Genomic DNA, 6,040 nt, shown 5'->3' on the forward strand with positions numbered 1-6,040 from the left:
TCACGAGGAGACCGATCCCCATGACCGTCGACCAGAACACCCTGCGCCGCCGCGGCGTCGGCCTGATCGCCCACGACCCCGAGCGCAGCTACGGCGGCTACACCCTCTACACCCCGATCACCAGCGCCGGCGAGATCCACCTCGTCGACATCGAGGGCCGGACCGCGCACACCTGGAACTCCCCGCACCCGCCCGGCCGCCAGGCGCAGCTCCTGCCGGGCGGCAACCTCTTCTACGCGGCCAAGGACACCGGCAGCCCGACCCTCTTCCCCATCTGGGACGTCTACCACGGCGGCATCTTCCAGGAACTGGCCCCCGACTCCACGGTCGTGCGCGAGGTCCGGCACCCCTTCCACCACCACGACGCCTCGCTGCTGCGCAACGGCAACCTCGTCATCACCGTGGTCGAACCCCTCGCCCCGGCCGACGCCGCCCGCATCCGGGGCGGCATACCCGGCTCCGAGGCGCCGGGCGGCGTGATCTACGGCGACGTCGTGTACGAACTGACCTGGGACGGGCGTCAGGTGTGGCGCTGGGCCGCCATCGAGCACCTCGACCCCGAGGACTTCCCGCTCAACCCGCACTTCGCCCGGGAGCACTGGCCCATGGCCAACACCGTCAACGAAACCGCCGACGGCTCCATCGTCCTGGGCTTCCGCAGCGCGTCCTCCGCCGTGGCCGTCGACCGCGCGGACGGGTCCGTGCTGTGGCACATCGGCCCCGACGTCCTCGCGCAGCAGCACCATCCGCACGAGCTGGCGAGCGGCAACATCCTCGTCTTCGACAACGGCACCTACCGCGACACCACCTCCGTGCCCTACTCGCGGGTGCTGGAGCTGGATCCGCGCACCGGCAAGGAGGTGTGGTCCTACCAGGACAACCCGCCGCAGAACTTCTACAGCCCGTACATGTCCAGCGCCCAACGCCTGCCCAACGGCAACACCTTCATCGCCGAGGGCTCCTTCGGCCGGCTCTTCGAGGTCACCCCCGACGGCCACGTGGTGTGGGAGTACGTGGTCCCGCAGTTCCGCTCGTTCGGCGACGGCGTGGGCCTGGAGTCCTCGGCCGGCGCCCAGAACTCCGTCTTCCGCGCCCACCGTTACTCCGCCGACCAGCTCCCCTGGCTGCACACGACGGCCTGACGCCCCCTCGGGCATCCACCGCAAACATGACGGACGAGCGCTGTCACACGTTGTTCATACCGTGTGCATGGCCGTCGGGCCCGCGCCCTCCGCATGATCGGACTCCGTACGCGAGAGCCAAGGAGTCCACCTGATGCCCACCCGCCGCCACTTCCTCGCCGGCTCCGCGGCCGCCATCGGCCTCGCCCCGCTCTCCGCCGCACCGGAGGCCCGGGCGACGGCGGCGGCCCCCGCCCCGGCCTCGGCGGCCGCGGGCACCGCCACACCCAACCTCGTCGTGATCCTCGCCGACGACCTAGGCTACGGCGACCTCGGCGCGTACGGCCAGCAGCTGATCACCACACCACGCATCGACCGGCTCGCCGCCGAGGGCCTGAGGTTCACCGACGCCTACTCGACGGCGGCGGTCTGCGCCCCCTCCCGCTGCTCGCTGCTGACCGGCCTGCACACCGGCCACTCCGCCGTCCGGGCCAACCCCGACGGCGCCCCCGGCGCGCTCCAGGCGGGCGACACCACCTTCGCCGAGGTACTGCGCGCCCGCGGCTACCGCACCGCCGTGTTCGGCAAGTGGGGCTTCGGCCCGGAGGAAGGCGACCAGCCCAGCCACCCCAACTCCCGCGGCTTCGAGGAGTTCTACGGCTACATCGACCACGGCCACGCACACGAGTACCACCCCCAGTACCTGTGGCACAACGGTGCGAAGGAGACCATCGCCGCCAACGCGAACGGCGCGAAGGGCGCCTACGCACCCCAGCTCATCGAGCAGCGCGCCCTCGACTTCATCACCGACCACGCCGCCGAGCCGTTCCTGCTCTTCCTCACCCCGACCGTGCCGCACGCACCGAGCGACATCCCCGACGTCGGCGCGTACGCCTCCCGCACCTGGTCCCAGCAGAACAAGGGCCACGCCGCCCAGATCACCTACTTCGACACCCTCGTCGGCAAGATCACCGACCGGCTGCGCGCGCTCGGCATCGCCGAGAACACCGTCGTCCTCGTCACCAGCGACAACGGCCCGCACGAGGAAGGCGGCGTCAACCCCGACCTGTTCGACGCCAACGGGCCGCTGCGCGGCTACAAGCGCAACCTCTACGAGGGCGGCGTCCGCGTCCCGCTCATCGCGTGGTCCCCGGGCCGCATCGGCGCCGGCACCAGCGACCGCCCCACCCCGCTCACCGACGTGCTGCCCACCCTCGCCGACCTCGCCGGCGCGCCCGCCCCCACCGACATCGACGGACTGTCCGCCGCCCCGCTCCTCGCGGGAAGCCCGGACACCGCACGCCACAACCACCTGTACTGGTACCGGGACGAACGCGGCGTCACCAGCCGCGCCAACACCGAGGACGGCGGACGGGCCACCTGGCTCGCCGAGGCCGTACGCAAGGACCACTGGAAGGCCGTCCGGTTCGCGCCCGTCAGGGACCACGCACTGCCCGACGCGCAGTGGCAGGTCGAGCTGTACGACCTCGCCTCCGACGTCGGCGAGCGGCACGACGTCGCCGGAGCCAACCCGTCCGTGGTCGCGGGCCTGGTCACCCTCATGAGGTCCTCGTGGACCGACACGTACGTCCGCAAGCCCTTCGGGATCCGCGCCCAGGTCCAGGGGCCGGCCGTGCCCGGCCAGGCCTTCACCGTCACCGCGACCCTCGGCAACGGATCGGCCAAGCCCTGGACCCGCGCCCTCCTCGCGCTGCACGCCCCGGCGGGCTGGCAGGTCCAGGCGACCACCGGGACCGGCCGCGACCTGCTGCCCGCCGGTGCCACGCTCACCGCGAGCTGGCGGGTCACCCCGCCCGCGACGGCCGCCACGGGCACGCAGTGGCCGCTGAGCGTCGACGGCACCGCGCAGTCACCCACCGGACCGCTGCGCTACTCCGCTGCGGAACGGGTCTCCACGGTCCCACCGGCGCCCGTGGCCGACGCCTACCTCAGCGACCTTCCATGGGTGTCGGCCGCCAACGGCTGGGGCCCGGTGGAACGCGACCGGTCCAACGGCCGCAAGCCCGCCGGGGACGGCACGCCCATCTCCTTCGGCGGCGTGACCTACGCCAAGGGCCTCGGCGTCCACGCACCCTCCGAGATCGTCTACCACCTCGGCGGCACGGCGGACCGCTTCACCGCGCTCGTCGGCATCGACGACTTCTCCACGAACCAGGCCGCCACCGGCGCGGTCAAGGCCTCCGTGCGGGGCGACGGCAAGCTGCTCTTCAGCAGCGGCAAGCTGACCGGGGCGGGGGGTCCGGTGCAGGTGGACGTCGACGTGCGCGGGGTGAGGCTGCTGTACCTGGTCGTCGAGGACGCCAACGCCAACACCGCACTGGACCACACCTCCTGGGCCCTCGCCCGGGTCACCGTGCGCTGAGCCGGAGTACCCCCACCCGCCGGATCCCGGTCGTCGCCCTCACGACCGGGCCGGTGCGTACTGCGCCCAGTCCACGATCCGTACCGCCGCACCTGCCGCCTCCCTGCCGCGGCAGTGCGCGTGGTGCCTGCGGGTCATGCCGTCCAGGTCCAGGTGCGCCCCGAAGGCCGGAAGGGCCGCCAGCCGCCGCGCGTACGACCACAGACGGGGGTGGTCGGTGATGCGGTACACCGCCGCCGCGTCCAGGTGCCAGCGGTGCACCGTGTCCAGCTGCACCAGAGTCACCCACAACTCCACGTCCGCGGCGGTGAGCCGGCCGCCCAGCAGGTAGTCGTCGCATGCCAGCCGCCGCTCCAGGGAACCCAGGCCGCGCAGCAGGGTGGCGAGCGCGACGTCGCGCTCCGCCGCGTCGGCACCGGACCGGCCGGCGCGCTGCGCCGCGGCGTTGATGTCCTGCTCGCAGAGCCGGCCGACCTCCTTGATGCGCGCCTCGGCGCCGTCCGGGTACAGGCACGGCTCCGAGACCCCGAACCGCCGGGTCAGGTCCTGGACGATGTCCGGGGCGTGCGTGCTGACGATCCGTCCGGTCCATCCGTCGCTGAGGACCGGCGCCAGCGCCGGACCCGGGTACAGGTGCGAACTGGCCTCGTACAGCGGACGCAACGCGACGTACCCGCCGTCGGACGCGTCCGGGACGGCGGGCAGCGATGTCATCGGGAGGACGTCCTGCAGGCCCAGCAGGCTGTGCGTGACGGCGATCCGCAGACAGCTCGGACACGACGGTGTCAGGTGGAGCCGGTAGCGGTGTGGAACGGCCGGGAAGCCACTGCGCGCGTCGCGGCCGATCCTGCTCTGGAAGGACGGTGACGGCACGGCTTTCGGGTACGTGGCGGACATGCGTCTCCCTGGGATTGCTCGGTGCCGCCTTGTACGGGCGACGTAATTTCCTACCAGTTCACTAGGATTCGCCGACTGGAGTGTCGATCCGCGTCCGGGCGCTGTCAAGAGGGCGTGGCGCAGCCCGCGGCCACGCGGAAGCCGATGTTGCCGGTGGAGCTGTCGGGCGTGTTGGAACTGCGGGCCGCGACGCGGTAGCGGTTGCAGTACGAGTCGTGGCAGAGGTAGGAGCCACCGCGCATCACGCGGCCCGCGCCGGGCGTGAACCGGTCGGCGCACCACTCCCACACGTTGCCGACGACGTTGTGGAGGCCGAAGCCGTTGGGGCGGAAGGACGTCACCGGCGCGGTGCCCTCCCAGCCGTCCGCCGCGGTGTTCAGGGTGGGGAAGTCGCCCTGCCAGATGTTGCACATGTGCCGCCCGCCGGGGGTGAGGTCGTCGCCCCACGGGTAGCGCCGCTGTTCCAGCCCGCCGCGGGCCGCGTACTCCCATTCGGCCTCGGTGGGCAGCCGGGTCCCTGACCAGGCGCAGTACGCCCGGGCGTCGTTCCAGGACACGTGGACCACGGGGTGGTCCTGACGTGTGGTGACGGACGACCCGGGGCCCTCGGGGTGGCGCCAGCTCGAACCGGGGACCGCCCGCCACCAGGGGACGGCCGCCACGGCCGCGGAGGCGGCGGCGACCTCGTCGGACAGGAAGCCGCCGAAGACGAAGGAGAAGCCGAACTCCTCGGCCTCGGTGACATGGCCGGTGGTGTCGACGAAGGAGGCGAACTGGGCGTTGGTCACCGTCGTGGCGGCGATGCGGAACGGGCCGACGGTCACCTCGCGCACCGGACCCTCCCCGTCGGCGGGGAATCCGTCCGGGTCGTCGGTCCCCATGAGGAAGCTCCCGCCCGGCAGATCGACGAGCTTCCCGATCACCTGCTGTTCGGCGGGGGCGGCGGTCCGCGGCAGCGGTGGCGCGGGGGAGAGGGCGACGGTGCCGGCGTCGCCGTGTCCGGGGGCGCAGCAGGAGGGCATGGGGGCTCCGGCGGTGTGGGACGGGTGAACGGGGCGGTCGTTCAGCTCTTGAGCAGCAGGCCGCGGCTGCGCAGCACGTAGCGTTCGACGGGGCTGAAGATCAGCAGGTCGATGGCGATGCCGACGACGAGGATCAGGATGATGGCGAGGAAGACGCCGGGCAGGTCGATGTTGTTGCGGCCGTTCTCACGTGCCGGACCCCCTTGAGGCCGGTGGCGCCGAGGGTGCGGCCGGCCCGCAGGAACAGCGGGGGGACCTGGTCGATGCCGGAGACGAGCCCGTTGGCGATGGAGGGGACGGCGCCCAGCAGGATGACGGTGAACATCATGGCGTCGTTGAGGCCGAACCAGAGGACGGCCGGGGGGACCCAGGCGACCGAGGGCAGGGACTGCAGGCCCTGGGGCGGGAGCGCCTTCTCGACCAGGATCTCCCTGACCGGCGAGCGGCGGACCTCGACGGCGTCCAGGGCGTCGAGTCCGGCCTCCAGCCCGGCGAGGTCGTCCGTTGTCGCCTTCGTTTCAGTGTTGGCCATGGCGGCGGATCTCCCCACGCAGGTGTTCAGTGATCTCGAGGGACAGCTCGGCGACGTCCGCGTCCTCGATGCGGCGCGGCTGGGC

4 protein-coding genes and 2 pseudogenes are annotated in these 6,040 nt (G+C 72.4%); 2 read left to right on the forward strand and 4 right to left on the reverse strand.

Going from position 1 to position 6,040, the window contains the following annotated elements; genetic code table 11:
• Positions 1-20: 20 nt before the first annotated feature.
• Both IG86_RS0129655 and IG86_RS0129660 read left to right on the forward strand, forming a co-directional pair.
• Positions 21-1,142, forward strand: coding sequence for an aryl-sulfate sulfotransferase (locus IG86_RS0129655; protein WP_030825200.1), 1,122 nt, complete (start codon positions 21-23; stop codon positions 1,140-1,142).
• A gap of 133 nt (positions 1,143-1,275) precedes the next feature.
• Positions 1,276-3,504, forward strand: a complete 2,229-nt coding sequence (locus IG86_RS0129660; protein WP_030825203.1) for a sulfatase family protein — start codon at positions 1,276-1,278, stop codon at positions 3,502-3,504.
• A 39-nt stretch (positions 3,505-3,543) separates the two neighbouring features.
• Here the strand turns inward: IG86_RS0129660 and IG86_RS0129665 are convergent, their stop codons facing one another.
• From IG86_RS0129665 to IG86_RS44710, 4 genes and pseudogenes are all read right to left on the reverse strand, one after another.
• Positions 3,544-4,401, reverse strand: coding sequence for a glutathione S-transferase C-terminal domain-containing protein (locus tag IG86_RS0129665; protein WP_030825206.1), 858 nt, complete (start codon positions 4,399-4,401; stop codon positions 3,544-3,546).
• 104 nt (positions 4,402-4,505) lie between these two features.
• A complete protein-coding gene (locus IG86_RS0129670; protein ID WP_037943260.1) occupies positions 4,506-5,423 on the reverse strand; it encodes a formylglycine-generating enzyme family protein in 918 nt (305 codons plus the stop codon).
• 41 nt (positions 5,424-5,464) lie between these two features.
• Positions 5,465-5,955, reverse strand: a pseudogene (locus tag IG86_RS39230) (ABC transporter permease).
• Positions 5,942-6,040, reverse strand: a pseudogene (locus IG86_RS44710) (ABC transporter ATP-binding protein); the annotation flags it as partial. The pseudogenes IG86_RS39230 and IG86_RS44710, both read right to left, overlap by 14 nt.

Source organism: Streptomyces virginiae (assembly GCF_000720455.1).
GTDB lineage: Bacteria > Actinomycetota > Actinomycetes > Streptomycetales > Streptomycetaceae > Streptomyces > Streptomyces virginiae.

Coding starts and splice junctions, on each gene's coding strand:
- IG86_RS0129665 (WP_030825206.1), bottom strand. CDS start 4,401: ATGTCCGCCACGTACCCGAAAGCCGTGCCGTCACCGTCCTTCCAGAGC.
- IG86_RS0129670 (WP_037943260.1), bottom strand. CDS start 5,423: ATGCCCTCCTGCTGCGCCCCCGGACACGGCGACGCCGGCACCGTCGCC.
- IG86_RS0129660 (WP_030825203.1), top strand. CDS start 1,276: ATGCCCACCCGCCGCCACTTCCTCGCCGGCTCCGCGGCCGCCATCGGC.
- IG86_RS0129655 (WP_030825200.1), top strand. CDS start 21: ATGACCGTCGACCAGAACACCCTGCGCCGCCGCGGCGTCGGCCTGATC.